This is a genomic window from uncultured Sphingomonas sp. (assembly GCF_964021865.1).
In the GTDB taxonomy this organism is placed as follows: domain Bacteria; phylum Pseudomonadota; class Alphaproteobacteria; order Sphingomonadales; family Sphingomonadaceae; genus Sphingomonas.
Window position 1 is genome coordinate 19,462 of sequence record NZ_CAXIAM010000029.1, and the last position, 19,835, is coordinate 39,296.

A 19,835-nucleotide genomic window follows, 5' to 3' on the forward strand; every position below is an offset into this window, starting at 1 on the left:
GAACAGGACGCACAATGTCAACGCGGTCTATTTCAATGACATGGGTAAGCCAGCCACCAGCAGGTCGACACGATCGGCGACGGCCGCGACGCGTTGGTTGACCCTGCCTGCGACGTCGCGAAAGCGCCGCGCGAGCGCATTGTCGGGGACGATACCCCAGCCGACCTCGTTGGAAACGAGCACGATCTTTGCTCGCGACCCGGTTAGCGCGGCGACCAGTGCGTCGGTCGCGGCGTCGATGTCCGCGTCGGCGAGCAACAGGTTCGACGTCCAGAGCGTCAGGCAATCGACCAGCAGCACGCCGTCGTCGACCGCCGCGATCGCCTCGGCGAGCGCGAGCGGCGCCTCGATCGTCGCCCAGGCGGCGCTGCGGTCGGCGCGGTGGTGCGCGATCCGCTCCGCCATTTCGGCATCGAACGCCTGCGCGGTGGCGACAAACCGCCACGGCGCGGCGCACCCCTCGGCCAGCGCCTGTGCATGGCGGCTCTTGCCCGATCGCGCGCCGCCCAGCACCAGCCGGATGCGCCAGGGATCGTCGGTCATCTTGGTCCTTGCCTGTCGATACGCGATTGCCGATGGAGGCGGCCTTGCCGCAATTCGAGGCCCATGTCGCGCGATCTGACCTTTCACGGCGGCCGTATCGAGGCCGCGGCCCGGCTGTATCCCGACGCGCCGCGCCCGTGGCTGGATCTGTCGACCGGGATCAACCCTTATGCGTGGACGCCGCCGGCGGGGCTGGCGATCGACCAGCAGCGGCTGCCGTCGGGCGAGGCGCTGGCCGGGTTGCTGGCGGCGGCGAGGGCGGCGTTCGGGTTTGCGGGGGCGCTGGCGGCGGTGCCGGGGAGCGAGCTGGCGCTGCGGTTGCTGGCGACGCTCGATCTGCCGCGGCCGTGGCATGTGGTGACGCCCTGTTACCGCACGCATCGCGACACCTTGCCGGGGGCCGAGGCGATCGTGGCGGACCGGATCGGCGAGGCGGCGGCGCGCGGTGGGACGTTGCTGCTCGCCAACCCGAACAACCCCGACGGGCGGCTGATCGCGCCCGACGCGGTGCTGTCGGTCGCCCGGACGCTGCGCCCGCGCGGCGGAATGCTGATCGTCGACGAGGCGTTTGCGGATGCGCTGGCAGGGGCGAGCGTGTTGCCGTTGCTGGGTGCCAACGATCCGGTGGTGGTGCTGCGGTCGTTCGGGAAATTCTACGGGCTGGCGGGGGTGCGACTCGGGTTCGTCGCGGGCGCGGGCGCGGTGGTGGCGCGGATCGCGGCGCTGCTGGGGGACTGGCCGGTGTCGGCGACCGCGCTGGCTTATGGCGCGGCGGCGTATCGCGACGTTTCGTGGGCGGAGCGGATGCGGGTGCGGCTGGTGACGGAGGCGGTTGATCTCGATGCGTTGTTGGCCGAGCACGGGTTGGTGGCGCGCGGGGCGTGTCCGTTGTTTCGGCTGGTTGCGTGCGACGACGTGGGAGCGGTGTTCGAGCGGCTCGCAGCCGCGGGCGTCCTAACGCGGCCGTTCGAGGAGCGGCCGGACTGGCTGCGGTTCGGCCTGCCGGGCATCGACTTCGAGCGGTTGGCCGCCGCTTTGGCCGCCGATGGCTGAGCCGATCGCGCTGGCTGCGTTGGCAATCGATGTGGCGGTCGGGTGGCCGGCGTGGCTCTATGCGCGGGTCGGGCATCCGGTCGGCGCGATTGCGCGGGTGATCGGAGCGCTGGAACAGCGGTGGAATCGTCCGGGGTTGCCGCGTCGGCTGCTCGGCGTCGCGACGATCGCGATCGTGGGGGTGCTGACGGTCGTTGGTGCGCTGCTTGCCGAGCGCGGGGTGCGGGCACTCGGGTTCGGCTGGGTTGGCGTGGCCGTGCTGGCGTGGCCGGGGCTGGCGCAGCGGAGCCTCTACGCGCATGTCCGCCCGGTCGCGACGGCGCTGGCGCGCAGCGATCTGCGCGCGGCGCGGCGCGCGGTGGCGATGATCGTCGGGCGCGATACGGCGGCGCTGGATGAGGCGGGTGTCGCGCGCGCGGCGGTCGAGAGTCTGGCCGAGAGCTTCTGCGACGGCATCGCCGCGCCGTTATTCTGGTTGCTGGTCGGCGGGTTGCCGGGTTTGTGGGCGTATAAGGCGATCAACACCGCCGACAGCCTGATCGGGCATCGCGAGGAACGCTGGCGCGATTTCGGCTGGGCGGCGGCGCGGCTGGACGATGTCGCCAATCTGCTGCCGGCGCGTGTGGGGGCGGTGTTGATCTGCGTGGCCGGCGGGGGCGGGTGGCGGATGATGTGGCGTGATGCGCGCAACCATGCCTCGCCCAACGCCGGCTGGACCGAGGCGGCGATGGCGGGGGTGCTGGGGCTGCGGCTCGCGGGGCCGATCGCCTATGACGGTGTGATCGCGGACAAGCCGTGGATCGGGGACGGGCGCGCTGCGGCGTGCGCCGACGATGTGCGGCGCGCACTGGCGGTGTACGGCCGCGCGTGCGGATTGTTGTGGGTGCTGGCGGGGATAGCGGCATGGGCAAGCTGATGCTGCAGGGGACCGGCTCCGATGTCGGCAAGTCGGTGCTGGTCGCGGGATTGTGCCGCGCCTATGCCAATCGCGGGCTGACGGTGCGCCCGTTCAAGCCGCAGAATATGTCGACCAATGCGGCGGTTACCGCGGATGGCGGCGAGATCGGGCGCGCGCAGGCGACGCAGGCGATCGCTGCGCGGGTCGCGCCGCATGTCGACATGAATCCGGTGCTGCTCAAGCCGCAGGGCGACCGGACCTCGCAGCTGATCGTGCGCGGGAAGATGCGCGGGACGCTGGCGGCGGCGCGGTGGCGCGAGGGGCGGGAAGGGTTGCTCACCGAGGTGCTGGAGAGCTTCAACGCGCTGGAACGACAGGCCGATCTGGTGCTGGTCGAGGGCGCGGGGTCGCCGGCCGAGATCAATTTGCGCGCCGGCGATATCGCGAACATGGGGTTTGCGCGCGCCGCCGACGTGCCGGTGGTGCTGGTCGGGGACATCGATCGCGGCGGGGTGATCGCGTCGCTGGTGGGCACGCGCGCGGTGCTCGACGCCGAGGATGCGGCGATGGTGCGCGGCTTTATTATCAATCGCTTCCGCGGCGATCCGGCGCTGTTCGAGGACGGTTATCGCGCGATCGAGCAGCGGAGCGGGTGGCGCGGGTTCGGGGTGGTGCCGTGGCTGACCGACGCGGCGCGGCTGCCGAGCGAGGATGGGGTGGTGCTGGAACGGTCGTCCGCCCGGCCGGGCGGGCGCGTGCTGGTGGCGTGTCCGGTGACGCGGCACATCGCCAATTTCGACGATCTCGATCCGCTGCGGCTCGATCCCGCGATCGAGGTGGCGATGATTCCGCCGGGATCTCCGTTACCTGCGGAGGCGGCGCTGGTCGTGCTGCCCGGATCGAAGGCGACGATCGCCGACCTCGCCTTCGTGCGCGAGCAGGGCTGGGACGTCGACCTGATCGCGCACCGGCGGCGCGGGGGAGCGGTGCTGGGGCTGTGCGGCGGATATCAGATGCTGGGGCGGACGGTGAGCGATCCGCTGGGGCTGGAGGGGCCGGCGGGGAGCGTGGCGGGGCTGGGGTTGCTGGCGGTCGATACCGTGCTGGGGGGCAGCAAGGTGCTGCGGGCGGTGCGCGGGGTGGCACGCGGCGCGCCGTTTCATGGCTATGAAATGCACCTCGGTGCCACGACCGGCGCGGATCTGGCGCGGCCGGTGGCGCGATATGACGACGGGGGACACGATGGCGCAACCAGCGCCGACGGACGGGTCGCGGGGACCTATGTCCACGGGCTGTTCGGGCTGGCGGCGCAGCGGCGCGCGTGGCTGGCGGCGGCGGGGGACGGGCCGGATCATGCCGCCTCGGTCGATGCCGCGCTGGAGGCGATTGCGGCCGCGTTGGAGCGGCATCTCGATCTGGACGCGTTGCTGGCGGTCGCGCGCGGGTCAGCCGCAGAGTAAGGCGGCGAGCAAGGCGCTTTCGACGACTTCAATCCCTGCGCCATGCGCGTCGCCGTTGATGCCGCCGAGCCGGTGGCGGCACCAGAGGCCGTAGAGCGCGACGAACAGCGGCGCGGCGAGCAGCGGCGGGGCGGCGACCGCCGCGAGCGCGAGCAGCGCGAACCAGCCGATCAGGTCGTGCGGGCGGACCGCGCCCGCCACTTGCGCGCCGAGCCCGCTGCCGAGCGGCGGGAGCCAGCGCGCCCAGGCGAGCGGGGCGATGCGCGCGGCGAAGGGGACCAGTGCCACGCGCCCGTCGCCGGCGAGCGCGTGGAGCAGGACGAGCTTGGCGATCAGCTGAAGCGCGATCGCGACGACGGCGAAGCTGCCGGCATGCGGGTCGCGCATCACCGCGAGCAACCGCGTGCGGTCGCCATGCGCGGCGCCGACCCCGTCCGCGACATCGCCGAGCCCGTCGAGGTGGAGCGCGCCGGTGACCGCCACCCACACGACCAGCCCGGCGAGCGCACCGGTCCACGGATCGTGGCGCGCGCCGAGCCACGCCGCCGCGGCGACCAGCGCGCCGATCACCGCGCCGACCAACGGGTAGCAGCGGATCGCGGCGGCGAAATCCTGCGCGGTGCCGCTGGTGCGCGGCACGGGCAGGCGGGTGAGAAAGGAGAAGGCGAGCCAGAGGCGGGTCATGGATTTGGTTCACATAGACCCGAGAAGCGATGCAAGCGCGCGGCAGCTTGGGCGTGGATTGCCGCTACTGTCGGCCAGCTTCATGTCGGTGTTCAGCCCTGATCGGAGGTTACGCTTCACGATACCCCACCTTCGATCGACCGCTTCGATGTTCTGACCGGGACACTCGCTGTGCGATGCCGCGGCGCGTGGACGACCCTTCTTCTTGTGCTGGCTCGTTTAAGGGCAAGCTCAGTTGCCCCGCGACGATTTCGACGGTGCTCCCACAAAGCGCCCTTGCTCAAGGACCGCAGCGGCGTTGGGCAAGGACAGCATTTCGCGCAGCGCGGCCCGCTTATCCGGCTGACGATCGTACCATCGCTGCCAGATACGTTGACCCATCCAATATCCAGCCTCGCTCGGCCAGCCATCAGGCGCGCTGCCGTAATTGCCGATCCATCTGCTGAAGCTCGCCGCGATCGGCGTTCCTTTCTTCACGTCGCTCCATTTCGCGTTGCGGGTCGTCGCCAGATCGACCTCGAACTGTCGCCACAGCTCCGCCTCTCGCGGTGTCGCCCATGCCGCTCGCGCGGGATCCATTTGGCGACCGGTCACCAACGTCGCGATGAAGTCTGCAGCGCCTTCGATCAGCACGCTGCCTGCAAGGATGCCGCCCAGCTTGGCCATGTCAGGATCACCTTGCCAGGTATGCACCGTCTCGTGGGCGTAGAAGCCGCGTACGATCTCGCGCAGCTTGTCAGGCGTGTCCGCGATCTCGCACAGTGTCTCCAGTCCCAGCACCTGTGCGCCCGGCCCAGCCGTTCCGCCTGAATTTCCTGCCCCTACGACAAGGTATAAGCGCGGCAACGGCCGTTCAGGGAACAGACCCTGAAAGGCAAGGTAGGTGGCACGCAGTTCGGCCGTGGTGTCCTTGATGACTGGTAGGCAAGTGTTGATCGCCTTGGCATATTGATCGGGTCGTGCGGCAACGGCCTCGGCTAAATGACGTGCGTCAATAATGCGATCTGGTGTGAATATACGCACGCCATCGCTGCCCGCATCAAGGTAATTCCGTTGCAACTCCTCCGCAGTAGGCCGTCCATTGGTTTTTCTGAACAACGCGGCAAAGCGATCGGCATCCGCCGTTTCGATAGATACTGTCAGCGGATCGGGGGCAGGCGGAGCAGATTGAGCCATTAGCATTATTGGCGAGATCACCGCGATCAGCGTCTTCATGTCTACTGCCTTACCAATTGCGTTCTGCGTCCGATACCGAAAGGGCGGATCGGCAAAAGCGGATGGACACGCTACACAAGAAGCGACGCAGATGAAGCTTGGCTTTCCCGTTTCACGGTCGTTTTCGGCGAAGCGGGTGCAGGCCGTGAGGTGAATCGGTACATCCCTTCCAGCCGGATCGGGGCAGACCGGCCGGGCTCACCGATCACGTCCGCAACCCGACGATCTGCGCCGTGTCGGGCCAGAGCCGCAGCGTCAGCAGCGCGGCGCAGGGCAGGTCGAACGCCCAGACCTGCCTTGCGTCGAAGCCGCAGGCGCTGGCGAGCGCGGCGCGGATCGCGCCGCCGTGCGTGACGACCAGCGTCGCATCGGGGAGGTCGGCGAGCGCGGCGGCCACCCGCACGACCAGTGCCGACCAGCGTTCGCCGTGAGGAGGCGGGTTGGCGTCGGGATCGCGCCAGAAGGCGGTGAGCGCGTCGGCGGGCAGCGTCGCGGGATCGCGGCCGTCCCAATCGCCGAAGTCGAGTTCGCGCCAGCGCGCGTCTCGGCGGACCGGCGCGCCGAGCGCGGCGGCGCAGTCGGCGGCGCGCGAGAGATCGGAGCTGACCACCTGCGTGAACGTCGCCCCGGCGGCGATGCGGACGCAATCGGCGATGCCCTGTGGCGTGACCGCGACATTGGCATGTCCGAGCAACAGGCCCGGGTGCACCGTCGTGCCGTGGCGCAGCAGGTGGACGGTGCGCGCGTCGATCACGCCTTCGCCACCCCCGCCTGATCGAAGGTCGCCATCTGGTCGTGCGCGGCGAGCGCGGCGCGAACGATGCCGGCGGCGACCGCGGCCCCGCTTGCCTCGCCGAGCCGCATGTCGAGCGCGAGCAACGGCGGAAGGTTCAGCCGTTCGAGCAGCCGCGCATGGCCCGGCTCGGCGGAGACATGGCCGGCGAGGCAATGGTCGACGATCCGCGGCCGCGCGGCGGCGAGCGGGGCGAGCGCGGCGCCGACGATGAAGCCGTCGAGCAGCACCGGGACCCGCGCATGACGCGCGGCGAGGATCGCGCCCGCGATCGCGGCGATCTCGCGCCCGCCCAGTCGCCGCAGCCGCTCGAACGGGGTGGTCGCATCGGCATGGCAGGCAAGCGCCGCATCGACCGCCGCGAGCTTGGCGGCGAGCGCCGGGCCGTGGACGCCGGTGCCGGGGCCGACCCAGTCCGCGCCGCTGCCGCCGAAGCTGGCGGCGCACAGGGCCGCGGCGGGGGTGGTGTTGCCGATCCCCATATCGCCGGGGATCAGCAGGTCGGTGCCGGGGCGCACCGCCGCCGCGCCGGCATCGAGCGCGTCGAGACATTCCGCCTCGCTCATCGCGGGGGCCTGCGTGATGTCGCCGGTCGGCTGGTCGAGCACGAGCGGGACGACGGTCAGCGACAGGCCGGCGGCGGCGGCGAGCGCGTTGATCGCCGCGCCGCCCTCACGGAAATTGGCAACCATCTGTGCGGTGACGGCGGGGGGGAAGGCGCTGACCCCGCGCGCGGCGACGCCGTGATTGCCCGCGAAGATCACCACGCGACCGTCGTCGAGCCGTGGGCGGGAGTCGCGCTGCCATGCCGCCATGAACAAGGCGATCTCTTCAAGGCGGCCGAGCGATCCGGCGGGCTTGGTCAGCTTCGCCTGTCGTGCCGCCGCCGCGGCGCGCGTCGCGGCGTCGGGGGCGGGCAGCTCGGCAAGCGCGGCGTCGAAGGCGGCGACGGAGTCGAGACGCATTATGCCACGACCTGCCCGGCGGGTGGCACGCGGACGATGAAATGGCCCTTCACCCCGTCGGGCCAGCGCGCGTAGGGCACCTGCCCGGTGGCGCTTTCGACATAATGGCGCATGAAGGTCATGATCGCGTCGGCGGCGGTCTCGTCGGGGGTGAAGCCGCCGAGCACATAGCCGATCTTGCCCGGCGCGCGCAGGTGGACCGCGCAATGCCGGTCGCAGGCGAAGAGGCACGGCATGTCCTGTACGGCGATGTCGGCGAGCAGCGGGTCGCGTGACTGCACCGTGCGGAGCGCGGCGGCGAGCGCTGCGCCGCCGCGTCGGCCGTCCGCCCCGTCGCGCGCGGTCGCCGAATGGCGGCAGCTGTTGCAGGCGACGACGGCGGGGCCGTCCGCGACGGGGACGAGGGTCATGTCAGCGGCTCCGGCATAGGAAATTTGCGTGGAGTGCCGTCATTGCGAGCGTAGCGGAGCAATGACGGAGGTAGGCCGGCCCTCTTCCCACTCGATGAACAAGCGGGGCCCCGGATCACGTCCGGGGCGACGAGGAGATGAGGCTGGCTCGGCGTCCACGGGCGATCAGAACCGCCCGCGCAGGCCGGCGTAGACGCTGCGGCCGAGCGTGCCGTAGCGGGCGATCGTCTCGTAGCGTTCGTCGAAGAGGTTCTCGACGCGCGCGAACAGCCGGACATTGCTCGACAGCGGCAGCTCGCCACGCAGGTCGACCAGCGTGTAGCCATCCAGCCGGGTGGCGTTGCTGGCATTGTCGAACGACTTGCCCGCGAAGCGCGCGGCGATGCCGAACGAGCCGGCCTCGGCGAACGTATAGGTCGCCGACACGTTGGCGGTATCGCGCGGGCGGCGCGGCAGCCAGTTGCCGAAGGTGCGGCCCGGCGAGCGGTCCTCCGACAACACCCAGCTGTAATTGCCGTCGAGGCTGAGGTGCTCGCCGACCTGCGCGCGCGCGACCGCCTCGACGCCGCGCGCGAAGGCGCGTGCGACGTTCTGGTAATAGCCGAAACGCTGCTCGGTGGTCGAACCCGGCACGAAGCACAGCGGATCGGTGGTGCCGGTGCTGCACCCATTATAGACGATCTGGTCGCGGCTGCGGCGCTCGAAATAGGTGCCGCCGAGCGCGACGCGCCCGTCCATGAAGCGTTGCTCCGCCCCGGCTTCCCAGCCCTTGGCGCGCTCGGGGTTGAGCGCCTGATTGCCGTATTCCGAGAACAATTGGTACAAGGTCGGCGCCTTGAAGCCCTCGCTATAGCTCGCGCGCAGCACGGTGCCGGTCGGCAGCACCCAGTTGGCGCCGCCGGCGAACAAGGTCTGCGTGCCGAAGCGGCTGTGATCGTCGTGGCGCACGCCGCCGTTGAGCGTCAACCCGTCGAGCGGCGAGACGTTGAGCTGGCCGTAGAAGCTGGTCAGCTCGGCGCGGCCACGCGACGGGGTGCCGAGCGCATAGGGGGGCACGAAGTCCGATGAGGCGGTGCTGAAGCGGCTGACCTCGTTCTCGACGCCGAACACCGCGTCGACGCCCTTGGTGACCGCGAGCGTGCCCTGATATTCCAGGCGATGGTTGCGGCCGAGCGCGGCGAAGGTCTGCGTCTGCTCGACCTGATCGGGATTGTAATTGTCGCGATCGGTGTTGGTGTAGCCATAGCCGATGCGGTTGCGCAGCCGCGCGTCGAACAGGTCGATGTTGAGGCCGGCATAGCCGACGAACTCGCGGGTCAGGCCATATTCGGGGGTGTCGCCGCTGAAGCCGTCGAAGTCGTTGCGGCCGTTGGCGTAGGAGCCGCGCAGGTCGGCGCTGATGCCGGGCGCGATCGTCAGCACCGCGCGGCCTTGCACGTTCTGGTTGGTGTAGCCGTCGCGCTCGGTGCCGGCCTTGAGCGCGGAGATGCCGTCGGTGGTGAAGGTCTGCGCGCCGACGCGCCACGCGAGCGGGCCGGTGGTGCCGCCGAGCGCGGCGCGCGCGCTGACCGTCTCACGCGAGCCGCCTTCGAGGTCGATGCTGCCCTCGAGCGCGGCGGTCGGCAGGGGCGTGACGATGTTGACGACGCCGCCGATCGCCTGGCTGCCCCACAGGATCGACTGCGGCCCGCGCAGCACCTCGATCCGCGCCGCGTCGCCGATCAGCAGGTTGGCGAAATTGTAGCCGCCGCCGGGCGAGGACGGATCGTTGATCTTCACCCCGTCGATGACGACGACGGTCTGGTCCGACTCGGCACCGCGGATGCGCAGCGAGGTGCTGGTGCCATAGCCGCCGTTGCGCGACAGCGAGACGCCAGGGGTGCGCAGCAGCAGGTCGGCGACCGACAAATCCTGCGCGCGGTCGATCGCGGCCTTGTCGAGCACGGTGACCGAGGCGGTGACGCGATCGGCGTCGACCGGCGCGCGGTTGGCGGCGACGACGATGTCCGCGCCGGTGTCGGGGGCGGCGGCGTCGGGGCGCGGGGCTTCCTGCGCGAGCGCGGCGGTGGAGCAGAGGAGCAGCGGGAGGGCGGCGAGACGATGGAACACGATTGGTAACCCCTTGTGACGACGTGAAGCCGGGGGCGTGCCGCCGCGCGCGAGCGTTCTCGCGGCGTCGACCGCCCACGGCGGTTGGTATCGTCACGCTGGGTTCGTCCGCCGGCGTTGCGCCGTGCGGCCTTCCCGTCCGTTCGGCGCACCCTGGCCGAGCGAAGGACGATCACGAACAGGCAGGTCTCCTGGCTCACGGGTCATCGCCGATGCGCGCCGCCTTCTCAGCCCGGTGGGGGGCCAATGGCGTGTGGCGCGCGGGCTCGCCGCTTACAGTTGCAGGGGCAGCCGGGGTTTTCCCGTTCCCTTTTGATCCCCGGTCAGGGGGAACCTGTCGCGGCGCGCGCCCTAGCCGGGTGTGGGGCGGGGGTCAATCGGGAGGGGGTGCCGTGGCACGAGAACCGTCATTCCCGCGGAGGCGGGAATCAAGAACCTCTGACGTTTCGCTTCTATCGACGGACCTGCGCGTCTGGATTCTCGCCTTCGCGGGAATGACGGAGGGGGCGACGAGTTAGAGGATCGTCAGAACTCGACGCCGGCCTGCGCCTTCACGCCGGCGCGGAACGGGTGTTTGACCTGCGTCATCTCGGTGACCAGATCGGCGGCCGCGATCAGCGCGTCGGGCGCGTTGCGGCCGGTGACGACCAGATGCTTCATCGGTGCGCGCGCGGTCGCGACCGCCACCACCTCGTCGACGGGCAGATAATCGTAGCGCAGCACGATGTTCAGCTCGTCGGCGATCACCATCGCGAAGTCCGGGTCGGCGAGCATCCGCTGCACCTCGTCCCACGCCGCGCGGGCACTCGCCACGTCGGCAGCACGGTCCTGCGTGTCCCAGGTGAAGCCATCGCCCATCGTGCGAAACTCGATCAGCTCGGGAAAGGCATCGAAGATCGCCTTCTCGCCGGTCGTCATCGCGCCCTTCACGAACTGGACGACGCCGACCTTCATCCCGTGCCCCATCGCACGGACCGCCATGCCGAAGGCGGCGGTCGACTTGCCCTTGCCCGCGCCGGTGTGGACGATCAGCAGGCCCTTCTCGACCGTCTTGCTCTCCATCATCACGCGGCGTGCGGCCTGCACGCGGCGCATCTTGTCATTGTGGCGGGCGTCTCGATCGTCGGTCATGCGCAGCGGGGTAGCGGCAAGATCAGTCCGCGGCCAGCACCGCCTCGATCTCCGCGACCGGCACGCCGAACACCGCCGCCAGCGCCTCCGGCGTCGCACCGCGCGCCGCGAGCGTGCGGATGCGCGACGGGTCCTTGTCGGTGGCGTAATGGCGGGTGTCGCGCTCGACACGCTGTTCGCCGGTGCGGGCGAGCGCTCCCGTGCTCTGGCGGCGGCGCGGGCGTGCCTCGCGTTCCTCGACCAACGTGGCGCGGCGCTGTTCCTCCTCGACGCGGCGGGCGACACGCGCCTCCTCGCGCAGCCGCGACGCCGCCTCGCGATCGATTGCGCGCTGGTCGGTGCGGGCGAGTGCCGCGGCGACCCGTTCCTGCGCGCGCCGCTCGCGCTCCTCGGCGCGGCGGGCCGCGCGTTCGTCCCAATCGTTCATCGCGACCCTCACCGAAAACGCGGCGTCAAAGCGCCGCGCGCCGGTCAGGTCAAGTCAGCGCACGTCCTCGACCTGGTCGAGATACGCGCCATAGCCCTGCGCCTCCATCTCCTCGCGGGGCACGAAGCGCAGCGCGGCGGAATTGATGCAGTAGCGCAAGCCCCCGCGATCACGCGGACCGTCCTCGAAGACGTGGCCGAGATGGCTGTCGGCACCCGCCGAGCGGACCTCGGTTCGCACCATGCCGTGCGTGGCGTCGTGCAGCTCGGTGACGCGCGCGGCGTCGATCGGGCGCGTGAAGCTGGGCCAGCCGCAATGCGATTCGTATTTGTCGGCCGAGGCGAACAGCGGCTCGCCGGAGACGATGTCGACATAGATGCCGGCGCGCTTGTTGCCGAGATATTCGCCGGTGCCGGGGCGTTCGGTCCCGCTCTGCTGCGTCACGTAGAATTGCTCGGGCGTCAGCTTGGCCAGCGCCTCTTCGGTCTTGGTGTACTCGGTCATGCTCGTTCCTTCACAGCGGCGGAGCCGGGGGATCATCGCATAAGTAAGAAGTCGGAGCGTCGGTTTCACGGGGCGCCCGTCTCGGCCGATTTATGGTGGAGTGGATCGGAAACGGACCGAACGGCGAACAGCGGGTTCGCACGCTTCCGGCGCGTGCTGGGTGCAGCGCGATGCGCGCGAGCATGGTCGGGGCGGGAAGGCCAGCCCCGCGCTGCCCCGTTTCCAGCGGTCGGCAAGGCAATCGCCGCCATTTCTGCGGCGTCGTCGCGTTGACCGGAACGCCGCGATCCGGTCCCCTAAGGGCGTGAAATCGGGGGGAGCCGGGGACATGTCAGGGCTGGTGGACGCTGCCGCGGCGATGATGCGTATGTCATCGCAGCGGATCGACAATGCGGCGCTGAACGTGGCGAACGTATCGACGCCGGGCTACAAGCGGCAGGTCCGCAGCAGCGCCGCGGCGAACGAGCTGTTCGACGCGACGCTGGCGCGGATGCGCGTCGACCTGCGCGACGGCAAGCTGACCGAAACGTCGCGGCCGTTCGACCTGGCGATCAGTGGCGACGGCTTCTTCGCGCTGCGCGCCGGGGAGCGGATCGTCTATTCGCGGCAGGGCGCGTTCACGCTCGACCGCGACGGGCATCTGGCGAGTCCGCAAGGCTATATCCTGCAACAGCGCGGCGGCGGCGACCTGACGATCGATGCGCGCGCGGCGACGGTGTCGGCGGACGGGACGGTGCTGGACGGGGCGCGGCCGATCGGGCGTGTCGCGGTCGTCAGGCCGCGCGGGGCCGACGATCTGGTCGCGATCGACGGCGGCGTCTTCGCGATCGCCGACGAGGCCGCCGAGACGATCGACACGCCGCTGGTGCGCGCGGGGGCGCTGGAGGCGTCGAACGTGTCACTGGGCGACGAGATGGTCGGGATGATGGGCGCGATGCGCAGCGCGGAAACCGGCGCGCGGCTGATCCAGGTCTATGACGAATTGCTGGGCAAGGCGATCAGCGCCTTCGGGCAGGCCGCGCGATGAGCGACGCCTTCTACGTCGGCGCAGTCGGGCTGAAGGCGCAGGAGCGCGCGCTCGACGTCATCTCGAACAACATCGCCAACGCCAACACGCCCGCGTTCAAGCGCGCCGCCGTGCGCTTCGCCTCGATCATCGCGACGCGCGGCGACCCGGACGTGCCGAGCGCGACGCTGAGCGATCCGTTCGCGGCGGCCGGCGTGATGGCGCAGGCCGCGGCGGCGATCGATGAGGGCGGCGACCTGCAGGCGAGCGGGCACGACATGGACGTGGCGGTGCAGGGGCGCGGCTTCATCGAGCTGATGGGGCCGGGCGGGCAGACGTTGCTGTGGCGCGGCGGCGCGTTGAAGATCGGCGAGGACGGGATGCTGGCGGCGGCGGCGAGCGGCTATCCGCTGAAGGCCGCGATCACCGTGCCGCAGGACGCGGGCAGCCTGACGATCGGCGGCGACGGGATGGTGCGCGCGGTGACCAGCACCGACGCCGCACCGGTCGAGGTCGGGCAGATCATGCTCGTCACGCCCGAGGACGCCGGGGCGCTCGGCGCGATCGACGGCGGGCTGTACCGGGTCGAGGATGACGGTCGGCTGCGCGCCGCCGCGCCGGGCGAGGACGGCACCGGCACGCTGGTGCAGGGCTCGATCGAACGCTCGAACGTCGAGATGTCGAGCGAGATGGTGCAGTTGATGCTCGTCCAGCGCGCCTATGCCGCCAATGCGCAGATCGTGCAGGCGGCGGACCAGTTGATGGCGATCGCCAACGGGCTGCGCCGGTCATGATCGACGCGGCGCCGGTGGCGGTGACTCTGCCCGATGCGACGATCCGGGTCCGCGACGTGCGCCCCGACGTGCGCGGCGCGGTGGGGGCGGTCCCGATCGCGCGGCTGCCCGCCGGACGGGGCGAGATCGTGCTGAGCGGGGCGGCGCTCGCGGCGCTGATGCGCCGTGCCGTCCCGGGCCTGTCGGCGCGCCCGGTGCGGGCGATCCGCTTTCGGCGAACGCTCGCGGCGCGGGTGCCGGCACCGGCCTTCGTGCCCGAGACGCCGGTGGTGACGCCGGGCGAGGCGCTGACGCTGATCGCGCGCAACGGGGTGGTCACGGTGGAGCGCCGCGTCACCGCGCTCCAGCCGGCGCCGGCGGGCGGGCGGGCGTTCGTGCGCGACAGCGCAGGGCGGGTGTTCGCCGCGCCGGTTCAGGGGGACGTGCGATGATCGCGATCCTGTGCCTGCTTGCGACGCCGCTGGCGGAGGACATCTATCGCCCCGGAAATTGGTCGGCGATGGGTAGCGATCGCAAGGCGAGCATCGCGGGCGATCTGCTGACCGTGCTCGTCTACGAAACCGCGGAATCGAGCAACGCGACGCGCAGCGACTCGAAGCGCAGCACGCAGCTTGGCGGGCAGATCGCGGGCGGCGGGGTCGACGAGCGCGGTGCGCTGCAATTCGGCGGCGGGCATAGCGGCGGCGGCGCGGTGACGCGCAGCGACCGGCTGGTCGCGCAGATCACCGTCAGCGTACAGCGCGTGCTCGCCAATGGCGACCTGTGGGTCGCAGGGCAGCAGGCGATGCGGCTGAACGGCGAGGCGTCGACGATCGGGATCGAGGGACGGGTGCGGCCCGAGGACGTGCGCGGCGACAATCGCGTGCTGTCGTCGCGGATCGCGGATGCCCGGATCCTGTACGACGGCAAGGGCTTCGTCGCGGGGAGCGCAAAGCCGGGGCCGGTGCAGCGGCTGTTCCGCTGGCTGGGGCTCGCCTGAGCGATGGAGCGGATCGGCTCATTCGCGCTGGCGGCGCTGCTGGTGGCGGCGGCCCCTGCGTCGGCCGCGCCGGTGCCGCTGAACGGGCTGGGCCGATTCCACGGGTGGCGCGACAATGCGCTGATCGGATACGGGCTGGTGACCGGGCTGGCGGGATCGGGCGACACGCGGCGCAACGCGGTGACGCGCCAGACCTTGCGCAACGTGCTCCAGCGGCTGGGCACCACCGTCGCCGATGACGAGATCAACAGCCGCAACGTCGCGGTGGTGATCGTGACCGCGACCTTGCCCGCCTCCGCCAACGTCGGCGACCGGCTGACGATCGCGGTGTCGTCGGTCGGCGATGCGCGCAGCCTGGCGGGGGGCACGTTGTTGATGACGCCGTTGCTGGGGCCGGACCAGCGGACCTATGCGCTGGCGCAGGGGCCGGTGCTGGCGGGCGGGTATGATTTCAAGAACGACCTGAACCGCACGCAGCGCAATTTCCCGACCACCGCGATCCTGGAGGGCGGCGCGACCGTCGAGACCGCGGTAGACGCGCAATTGCTGGCGAGCGACGGCAGCGTCGGCTTCGTGCTGAGCGAGCCGAGCTTCGAGGGGGCGGCGCGCGTCGCGGCGGCGGTCAACGACCGGCTGGGCGGCGGGGTGGCGAGCGTGCGCAACGCCGACGAGGTGCGGATCGCCTTCCACGGCGACCGCGCGCAATTCGCCGGGTTCATGGCGCGGCTGGAGCAGGTGGCGGTCGAGCCGGTGCGCATTCCCCGCGTCGTCATCAACGAACGCACCGGCACGATCGTGGCGGGCGGCGACGTGCGGATCAGCAGCGTGGTGATCGCGCAGGGCGACCTGAAGGTGACGATCACCGGCGAGCGCAGCACGTCGCAGCCCGGGTTCCTGAACGGCTTCGCCAGCGATTTCGACAATGTCGGCAGCCTGGTGGTGACCAACAGCAAGCTGACCGTGGAGGACCGCGCGCACGACACCGTCGCCAGCTTCCCGAACACCACGGTCGCCGATCTGGTGCAAGGGTTGTCGCGCGCGCGCGTCGATACGCGCGGCATCATCAGCGTGCTGCAGGCGATCAAGGCGGACGGGGCGCTGCACGCCGCCATTCTGGTGCAATAGGGGAGACGAAGCGGTGGAACCGATCTCGGCGGCGTTGCTCGCCAAATCGCTCGACGGACTGGCGATGCGGATGGACGTGACCGCGGCGAACATCGCCAATGCGGGATCGCGCGGCTTTCGCGCGTCGCGGGTGACGTTCGAGGACAGCCTGCGCAGCGCGGCGGCGCACGGGCCGGCGGCGATCGCGGCGGTGACGCCGCGCATCGAGGCGGCGGCGGCGGCGCGCTTCGCCGACGAGCCGCGCACCGACCTCGACCTCGATACCGCCGCGGCGACCGCGGGGCGCTATTCGGCGATGGTCGAGATCATGGCGCGCGAGCTGGACATCGCGCGCACCGCGATCGCGGGAGGCCGGTGATGAGCGAGGCGATGGCGATCAGTCGCTCCGGGCTGGATGTCGAATGGCAGCGGCTCCAGATCATCGCGCAGAATCTGGCGAACATGAACACCAGCCGCACTGCGTCGGGCGCACCGTATCGCGCGATGCGCGTGATCTCCGGGCCGGATGCGACCTTCGCGAACGCGCTGGCGCGGTCGGGCGGGGCGCAGGGCGTCAGGGTGCTGGGGGTCGAGGCGGTGCCCGGCGCGCGGCGGCGGGTGTACGATCCGACCGATCCGGCGGCGGGGGTGGACGGCTTCGTCGACCTGCCCGCGATCGATCAGGCGGGCGAGATGACGCTGCTGATCCGCGCCTCGCGTGCGTACGAGGCAAACCTCGCCGCGCTGTCGATCGAGCGGCAGATGTATGCCCGCGCGCTCGAACTGGGGCGCGCGTGATGGCACCGGTGGGAGCGATCGAGGGCGTGCTGGCGACGCCGCCGATGCTGACGACGCTGGGCGTCGCACCGCCGGTGTCGGCACCGGGCGGGCCGGGGTTCGCCGAGCTGCTCGCCGCGGGAATGCGCGGGGTGGAGAGCAAGGTGGCGGCGGCGGATGATCTGGTGCGACGCTTCACGCTGGAAGACGGCGTGCCGGTGCATCAGGTGACGTTCGCGCTGGCCGAGGCGCGGCTGTCGGTCGAACTGGCGATGCAGGTGCGCGGGCGGTTGCTCGACGGCTATCGCGAACTGATGACGATGCAGCTGTGAGCGAGGCCCCCGCCCCTGCGCGGCGACCGTCTCCGCGGCTGATCGCGATCCTGTTCGCGCTGCTCTTCGCGGCGCTGGCGATCGGCTATTTCCTGTTCCTGCGGGTCGGCTACGTGCCGGTGTTCACGCAGATGCGCCCCGGCGACGCCGCGGCGGTGGTCGCGCAGCTCGACGCCAAGGAGATCGCGTACCGGCTGGCGGACGGCGGCACCAGCGTGCTGGTGCGCGAGGATCAGGCCGATGGCGCGCGCGTGGCGGTGGCGGGATCGGACGTCGCGCTGAAGGGCGGGGTCGGGTTCGAGCTGTTCAACAAGTCCGACATGGGGCTGACCGACTTCGCGCAGCGCATCAACTACCAGCGCGCGTTGCAGGGTGAGCTGGAACGCTCGATCATGTTGATCGCGGAGGTGGAGAGCGCGCGCGTGCATCTGGCGGTGCCCGAGCGGACGATCTTCCGCGCCGAGCGCCGCAACGCCAAGGCGGCGGTGGAACTGGTCATCAAGCCGGGCCGCAGCTTCGACGCCGGCCGCGTGGCCGGGGTGCAGCAGCTCGTCGCCTTCGCGGTGCCCGACCTGACCGCGGGAGACGTGGTGGTGCTCGACGGCAGCGGGCGGGTGCTGAGCGCGAGCGCGGTCGATGCGCCCGATTCGTCGCCCGAAGCCGAGGAGCAGCGCAGCGTGCGCGGCTATTACCGGGCGCGGGTGCGCGCGGCGTTGACGCAGGCGCTGCCGGGCGTGGAGGCCGAGGTGACGGTCGCGGCGCTGGGCGACGGCGCGGCGGGGTGGAGCGAGGGGGCGGCGCATCGCAATTTCCGGCTGCGCGTGATCGTCGCGACGCCAGCGCCGCTGAACGCCGAGGATGCGGCGGTGGCGCGCGAGGCGGTTGGACGGGCGGTCGCGCTGGATGAGGCGGCGGGGGACGAACTGGTGTTCCGGGTCGGCGTCGGGCCGTCGCCGGTGGTGGCCCCGGCGGTCGGCACCGTCGCGGTGTCCGCGCCCGGTGTCGGCGAGCCGGAAAAGGCATGGATCGACTGGACGCCGGTCGGCATCGCGCTGGGCGCGTTGCTGGTGCTCGGAGCCGGGATCGCGGTGGCGGTGCGGCGGCGGGAAGCGGGAACGCTGAGCGACGCTGAGCGCGCCGCGCTGGTCGCGCGGGTGCGCGCCGCGCTGGCCCCAAGCGATGCGGCGACCTGAGATGCTGGGCGCGCTCGTGAAGGAGCTGGCGGCGCTGCCGCGTAGCGACCGGGAGGCGATCCTCGCGGCGCTCGACGCGTCGGAGCGCGCGCGTGTGCTGGCGGCACTGCACGACGATCCGCCCGAGCCCGTTGCGCCGGGGCCTCATTCAGCGTGGATGACCGCGTTGATCGCCGCGGCTGGCAAGGCGGAGGAGGGCGGTATGACCGCCGCGGCGCGTGCAGCGCTGCTGGGGGCGACCGGGCGCGCGGCGACGAGCGGCGGCGCGCGGACGGCGGGGCGGTCGCTGTTGCAGGCGGCGGGCAGCGCCTTTGCGGCGGGGCGGGCGCGGTGAGCGGGATCATCAAGCACGAACTGGCCGGGCTGGCGGTGGACCGCTTGCCGCGCGGGCGGGGCGAAGAGCGCATTGCGGCGCGCGATCCGATCGTGGTGGCGCTGGAGGACCGCGTCGCGGCGCTGGAGGCGACGCTGGCGGCGGAACGACTCGCCGCCGCGCGCGCAGCGGCGGCTGCACGGGAGGCGGTCGCGGAGGCGCGGCGGGTCGGCAGGGGCGAGGCGGTGGCCGACGATCGGCGGCGCGTGACACTGCTCGCGGAGGGGATCGCATCGGCGCAGGCCGCGTGGCGCGAGCGGCTGGAGGCGACCGACCGGCTGGCGGCGCAATTGGCCGCGCTGGTGCTGGCGCGGATGTTCGGTGCCTGCGACGACTGGGCGGAACCGGTCACGCGCGCGCTGACCGAGCAGGTGGCGCAGATCGGCGCGCATGCGATCGTGGCGGTGACGGTCAGTGCCGCGGATTTCGCCGACGAGGCGGCGCTGGCGGCGACGGTCGGGCTGCGCACGGCGAGCGTGACGCGCGACGCCGCGCTGCCGGCGGGGGCGTGCCGGATCGCGCTGCGGCTCGGACAGGTCGAGATCGATCCCGCGCGGCAATGGGCGGCGTTCGAGGCCGCGCTCCATGAACTCGGGGGCGCGACATGATGCGGCACGCGTTCCTCGACCGGCTGGCGGACGTGCGCAGCGTGATCGCATTCGGGCATGTCGATGCGGTCAGCGCCGGGCATATGCATGCCGACGGGCCGGAGGTGGCGCTGGGGACGCTCTGCACGGTCGATGCCGGGGGCGGGCGCTCGGTGGTCGCCGAGGTGGTGGCGGCGCGTGACGACGGCATCACGCTGGTGCCGCTGGAGCGCGCGGGGGCACTGCGGCTCGGCGCGCGGGTGACGGCGGCGATCGGCGCGGGCGGGTGGCCGGTGGGCAACGGCTTCGCCGGGCGCGCGGTGGCTGCGCTGGGGCGGCCGATCGACGGGGGCGGCGCGAGCGTCGCGGAGGGCGTCGATGCGGTTCTCGAGGTCGATCAGGGCGTGCACCTCTGTGGGGCCCGTGCCGATGATGAACGTCATGCCTGCTCCCCTCCCCTGCTGGTGAGGGCGGCACGGCGTTCGGTTTCGCGGCGCA

The 19,835-nt window shown here is 71.5% G+C and carries 24 protein-coding genes, 1 pseudogene and 1 riboswitch; of the genes and pseudogenes, 15 read left to right on the top strand and 10 right to left on the bottom strand.

Annotated elements, in window-relative coordinates; genetic code table 11:
* Positions 1 to 27: 27 nt before the first annotated feature.
* On the bottom strand, positions 28 to 543 hold the full coding sequence (gene cobU / locus AADI75_RS09400; RefSeq protein WP_341208775.1) for a bifunctional adenosylcobinamide kinase/adenosylcobinamide-phosphate guanylyltransferase: 516 nt from the start codon (positions 541 to 543) through the stop codon (positions 28 to 30).
* Positions 544 to 606: 63 nt separating this feature from the next.
* Here cobU and AADI75_RS09405 point away from each other — a divergent pair, with 63 nt between their 5' ends.
* The 3 genes from AADI75_RS09405 to AADI75_RS09415 are packed head-to-tail and all read left to right on the top strand — an operon-like array spanning position 607 to position 3,954.
* Positions 607 to 1,596: an aminotransferase class I/II-fold pyridoxal phosphate-dependent enzyme gene (locus AADI75_RS09405; RefSeq protein ID WP_341208776.1), complete on the top strand. Its 990-nt coding sequence runs from the start codon at positions 607 to 609 to the stop codon at positions 1,594 to 1,596.
* Positions 1,589 to 2,512 carry an adenosylcobinamide-phosphate synthase CbiB gene (cbiB, locus tag AADI75_RS09410; protein ID WP_341208777.1) on the top strand — a complete coding sequence of 308 codons (924 nt, stop codon included), beginning with the start codon at positions 1,589 to 1,591 and terminating at the stop codon, positions 2,510 to 2,512. The genes AADI75_RS09405 and cbiB overlap by 8 nt, the downstream gene beginning before the upstream one ends.
* Entirely contained in the window at positions 2,500 to 3,954 is a 1,455-nt protein-coding gene (locus AADI75_RS09415; protein WP_341208778.1) for a cobyric acid synthase, read from the top strand. Before cbiB ends, AADI75_RS09415 begins: the two co-directional genes overlap by 13 nt.
* Here AADI75_RS09415 and cobS read toward each other — a convergent pair.
* The 9 genes from cobS to msrB form a co-directional block, all read right to left on the bottom strand.
* Positions 3,940 to 4,638 carry an adenosylcobinamide-GDP ribazoletransferase gene (cobS, locus tag AADI75_RS09420; RefSeq protein WP_341208779.1) on the bottom strand — a complete coding sequence of 233 codons (699 nt, stop codon included), beginning with the start codon at positions 4,636 to 4,638 and terminating at the stop codon, positions 3,940 to 3,942. The genes AADI75_RS09415 and cobS overlap by 15 nt on opposite strands.
* Positions 4,639 to 4,869: 231 nt before the next feature.
* The gene (locus tag AADI75_RS09425) at positions 4,870 to 5,853 is read right to left on the bottom strand and encodes a hypothetical protein (protein WP_341208780.1); all 984 of its coding nucleotides are present in this window, start codon (positions 5,851 to 5,853) and stop codon (positions 4,870 to 4,872) included.
* A 205-nt stretch (positions 5,854 to 6,058) separates the two neighbouring features.
* Positions 6,059 to 6,607 (bottom strand): histidine phosphatase family protein, encoded by a 549-nt coding sequence (locus AADI75_RS09430; protein WP_341208781.1) that lies wholly within the window; start codon positions 6,605 to 6,607, stop codon positions 6,059 to 6,061.
* Complete coding sequence (gene cobT / locus AADI75_RS09435) at positions 6,604 to 7,611, bottom strand: nicotinate-nucleotide--dimethylbenzimidazole phosphoribosyltransferase (protein WP_341208782.1); 1,008 nt, start codon at positions 7,609 to 7,611, stop codon at positions 6,604 to 6,606. The genes AADI75_RS09430 and cobT overlap by 4 nt, the downstream gene beginning before the upstream one ends.
* Positions 7,611 to 8,021, bottom strand: coding sequence for a DUF1636 domain-containing protein (locus AADI75_RS09440; RefSeq protein WP_341208783.1), 411 nt, complete (start codon positions 8,019 to 8,021; stop codon positions 7,611 to 7,613). The genes cobT and AADI75_RS09440 overlap by 1 nt, the downstream gene beginning before the upstream one ends.
* 165 nt (positions 8,022 to 8,186) lie before the next feature.
* Positions 8,187 to 10,130 (bottom strand): TonB-dependent receptor, encoded by a 1,944-nt coding sequence (locus AADI75_RS09445; protein WP_341208784.1) that lies wholly within the window; start codon positions 10,128 to 10,130, stop codon positions 8,187 to 8,189.
* Between the two features lie 163 nt (positions 10,131 to 10,293).
* Positions 10,294 to 10,483: riboswitch (cobalamin riboswitch) on the bottom strand.
* A gap of 172 nt (positions 10,484 to 10,655) precedes the next feature.
* The gene (gene cobO / locus AADI75_RS09450) at positions 10,656 to 11,261 is read right to left on the bottom strand and encodes a cob(I)yrinic acid a,c-diamide adenosyltransferase (RefSeq protein WP_341208785.1); all 606 of its coding nucleotides are present in this window, start codon (positions 11,259 to 11,261) and stop codon (positions 10,656 to 10,658) included.
* A 22-nt stretch (positions 11,262 to 11,283) separates the two neighbouring features.
* Positions 11,284 to 11,688: a hypothetical protein gene (locus tag AADI75_RS09455; protein WP_341208786.1), complete on the bottom strand. Its 405-nt coding sequence runs from the start codon at positions 11,686 to 11,688 to the stop codon at positions 11,284 to 11,286.
* Positions 11,689 to 11,742: 54 nt separating this feature from the next.
* The gene (msrB, locus tag AADI75_RS09460; protein ID WP_028967825.1) at positions 11,743 to 12,192 is read right to left on the bottom strand and encodes a peptide-methionine (R)-S-oxide reductase MsrB; all 450 of its coding nucleotides are present in this window, start codon (positions 12,190 to 12,192) and stop codon (positions 11,743 to 11,745) included.
* Between the two features lie 328 nt (positions 12,193 to 12,520).
* Here msrB and AADI75_RS09465 point away from each other — a divergent pair, with 328 nt between their 5' ends.
* The 12 genes and pseudogenes from AADI75_RS09465 to AADI75_RS09520 form a co-directional block, all read left to right on the top strand.
* On the top strand, positions 12,521 to 13,219 hold the full coding sequence (locus tag AADI75_RS09465; protein WP_341208787.1) for a flagellar hook basal-body protein: 699 nt from the start codon (positions 12,521 to 12,523) through the stop codon (positions 13,217 to 13,219).
* Positions 13,216 to 13,992 carry a flagellar hook-basal body protein gene (locus AADI75_RS09470; protein WP_341208788.1) on the top strand — a complete coding sequence of 259 codons (777 nt, stop codon included), beginning with the start codon at positions 13,216 to 13,218 and terminating at the stop codon, positions 13,990 to 13,992. The genes AADI75_RS09465 and AADI75_RS09470 overlap by 4 nt, the downstream gene beginning before the upstream one ends.
* Positions 13,989 to 14,423, top strand: a complete 435-nt coding sequence (locus tag AADI75_RS09475; protein WP_341208789.1) for a hypothetical protein — start codon at positions 13,989 to 13,991, stop codon at positions 14,421 to 14,423. Before AADI75_RS09470 ends, AADI75_RS09475 begins: the two co-directional genes overlap by 4 nt.
* Positions 14,420 to 14,971, top strand: a complete 552-nt coding sequence (locus tag AADI75_RS09480; protein WP_341208790.1) for a flagellar basal body L-ring protein FlgH — start codon at positions 14,420 to 14,422, stop codon at positions 14,969 to 14,971. The genes AADI75_RS09475 and AADI75_RS09480 overlap by 4 nt, the downstream gene beginning before the upstream one ends.
* Before the next feature lie 3 nt (positions 14,972 to 14,974).
* Positions 14,975 to 16,096 carry a flagellar basal body P-ring protein FlgI gene (locus tag AADI75_RS09485; protein ID WP_341208791.1) on the top strand — a complete coding sequence of 374 codons (1,122 nt, stop codon included), beginning with the start codon at positions 14,975 to 14,977 and terminating at the stop codon, positions 16,094 to 16,096.
* A gap of 13 nt (positions 16,097 to 16,109) precedes the next feature.
* Complete coding sequence (locus AADI75_RS09490; protein ID WP_341208792.1) at positions 16,110 to 16,454, top strand: hypothetical protein; 345 nt, start codon at positions 16,110 to 16,112, stop codon at positions 16,452 to 16,454.
* Entirely contained in the window at positions 16,454 to 16,873 is a 420-nt protein-coding gene (gene flgC / locus AADI75_RS09495) for a flagellar basal body rod protein FlgC (RefSeq protein ID WP_341208793.1), read from the top strand. Before AADI75_RS09490 ends, flgC begins: the two co-directional genes overlap by 1 nt.
* Positions 16,873 to 17,184 carry a flagellar hook-basal body complex protein FliE gene (locus AADI75_RS09500; protein ID WP_341208794.1) on the top strand — a complete coding sequence of 104 codons (312 nt, stop codon included), beginning with the start codon at positions 16,873 to 16,875 and terminating at the stop codon, positions 17,182 to 17,184. The genes flgC and AADI75_RS09500 overlap by 1 nt, the downstream gene beginning before the upstream one ends.
* A complete protein-coding gene (fliF, locus tag AADI75_RS09505; RefSeq protein WP_341208795.1) occupies positions 17,181 to 18,377 on the top strand; it encodes a flagellar basal-body MS-ring/collar protein FliF in 1,197 nt (398 codons plus the stop codon). The genes AADI75_RS09500 and fliF overlap by 4 nt, the downstream gene beginning before the upstream one ends.
* 1 nt (position 18,378) lies before the next feature.
* The gene (locus AADI75_RS09510) at positions 18,379 to 18,711 is read left to right on the top strand and encodes a hypothetical protein (RefSeq protein ID WP_341208796.1); all 333 of its coding nucleotides are present in this window, start codon (positions 18,379 to 18,381) and stop codon (positions 18,709 to 18,711) included.
* Positions 18,708 to 19,358 carry a hypothetical protein gene (locus tag AADI75_RS09515; RefSeq protein WP_341208797.1) on the top strand — a complete coding sequence of 217 codons (651 nt, stop codon included), beginning with the start codon at positions 18,708 to 18,710 and terminating at the stop codon, positions 19,356 to 19,358. Before AADI75_RS09510 ends, AADI75_RS09515 begins: the two co-directional genes overlap by 4 nt.
* A pseudogene (locus tag AADI75_RS09520) lies at positions 19,355 to 19,835 on the top strand (hypothetical protein); the annotation flags it as partial. The gene AADI75_RS09515 and the pseudogene AADI75_RS09520, both read left to right, overlap by 4 nt.

Bases quoted from the DNA above. Each gene is read 5' to 3' on its own strand.
- cobT (WP_341208782.1), bottom strand. From the start codon at position 7,611: ATGCGTCTCGACTCCGTCGCCGCCTTCGACGCCGCGCTTGCCGAGCTG.
- AADI75_RS09440 (WP_341208783.1), bottom strand. From the start codon at position 8,021: ATGACCCTCGTCCCCGTCGCGGACGGCCCCGCCGTCGTCGCCTGCAAC.
- cobS (WP_341208779.1), bottom strand. From the start codon at position 4,638: ATGACCCGCCTCTGGCTCGCCTTCTCCTTTCTCACCCGCCTGCCCGTG.
- AADI75_RS09510 (WP_341208796.1), top strand. From the start codon at position 18,379: ATGCTGGGCGCGCTCGTGAAGGAGCTGGCGGCGCTGCCGCGTAGCGAC.
- AADI75_RS09425 (WP_341208780.1), bottom strand. From the start codon at position 5,853: ATGAAGACGCTGATCGCGGTGATCTCGCCAATAATGCTAATGGCTCAA.
- AADI75_RS09485 (WP_341208791.1), top strand. From the start codon at position 14,975: ATGGAGCGGATCGGCTCATTCGCGCTGGCGGCGCTGCTGGTGGCGGCG.
- cobO (WP_341208785.1), bottom strand. From the start codon at position 11,261: ATGACCGACGATCGAGACGCCCGCCACAATGACAAGATGCGCCGCGTG.
- flgC (WP_341208793.1), top strand. From the start codon at position 16,454: ATGAGCGAGGCGATGGCGATCAGTCGCTCCGGGCTGGATGTCGAATGG.
- AADI75_RS09470 (WP_341208788.1), top strand. From the start codon at position 13,216: ATGAGCGACGCCTTCTACGTCGGCGCAGTCGGGCTGAAGGCGCAGGAG.
- AADI75_RS09500 (WP_341208794.1), top strand. From the start codon at position 16,873: ATGGCACCGGTGGGAGCGATCGAGGGCGTGCTGGCGACGCCGCCGATG.
- AADI75_RS09415 (WP_341208778.1), top strand. From the start codon at position 2,500: ATGGGCAAGCTGATGCTGCAGGGGACCGGCTCCGATGTCGGCAAGTCG.
- cobU (WP_341208775.1), bottom strand. From the start codon at position 543: ATGACCGACGATCCCTGGCGCATCCGGCTGGTGCTGGGCGGCGCGCGA.
- msrB (WP_028967825.1), bottom strand. From the start codon at position 12,192: ATGACCGAGTACACCAAGACCGAAGAGGCGCTGGCCAAGCTGACGCCC.
- AADI75_RS09475 (WP_341208789.1), top strand. From the start codon at position 13,989: ATGATCGACGCGGCGCCGGTGGCGGTGACTCTGCCCGATGCGACGATC.
- AADI75_RS09465 (WP_341208787.1), top strand. From the start codon at position 12,521: ATGTCAGGGCTGGTGGACGCTGCCGCGGCGATGATGCGTATGTCATCG.
- cbiB (WP_341208777.1), top strand. From the start codon at position 1,589: ATGGCTGAGCCGATCGCGCTGGCTGCGTTGGCAATCGATGTGGCGGTC.
- AADI75_RS09480 (WP_341208790.1), top strand. From the start codon at position 14,420: ATGATCGCGATCCTGTGCCTGCTTGCGACGCCGCTGGCGGAGGACATC.
- AADI75_RS09455 (WP_341208786.1), bottom strand. From the start codon at position 11,688: ATGAACGATTGGGACGAACGCGCGGCCCGCCGCGCCGAGGAGCGCGAG.
- AADI75_RS09405 (WP_341208776.1), top strand. From the start codon at position 607: ATGTCGCGCGATCTGACCTTTCACGGCGGCCGTATCGAGGCCGCGGCC.